We start from the raw sequence: 548 nt of genomic DNA, 5'->3' as shown, positions 1-548 counted from the left end.
ATCTCCAAAATACAAAAATGTTGGATCAGTGGCCCCATCTTTGTAGTAAGCAAAAACCATAGAGCTGTCATCTTGCATGCTCTCTCCAACAAAAAACTGCAGGTCGCTCAACTTAGAAATGAGCCATTTTGCAGCTGCTTCCACGTTCTTCTTAAATACCTCTTGACGCTCCTCTGGCAATTTGGGAGTGAGATTCTTTATGTATTTCTTAATGTATGCCAAAAATTGCTTCTTCTCAAACGGAGGTTGCTCCTGAAGTCTGAATGTATCAACAATGTCAACCACTTTAACAGCCTGATCATCTACACCTTCCTCATCCTCACCCTCAGCTGAGGGGTTGGCACCAATGTCAACATCAAGTGCCCCTTGGACAACCCACTTTCCTTCCACCTCCCATAAAACTCCATTATAAAGTTCGTTGTAAGTGAATGAGTCAGAAAGAAGCTCATCATCAGTGAAGATGTCCTGGTAAACCAACATTTTCACAGGTTTATTTTTTCTTCTTCCCTTTAGAAAATGAAGATCACGGCCGCCTCTGTAAATCTCCT

At 42.0% G+C, this 548-nt stretch carries 1 protein-coding gene; it reads right to left on the bottom strand.

All coding sequences use genetic code 11. The annotated features are described in order from the left end of the window. On the bottom strand, positions 1–548 hold a 548-nt coding region (locus tag DYU11_RS32880; protein ID WP_147368103.1), incomplete at both ends, for a translationally-controlled tumor protein.

It is taken from the genome of Fibrisoma montanum (assembly GCF_003583365.1).
Classification (GTDB): domain Bacteria; phylum Bacteroidota; class Bacteroidia; order Cytophagales; family Spirosomataceae; genus Fibrisoma; species Fibrisoma montanum.
Note: the sequence above shows the minus strand (reverse complement) of the source record. Positions and strands in the feature narration are given on the sequence as shown.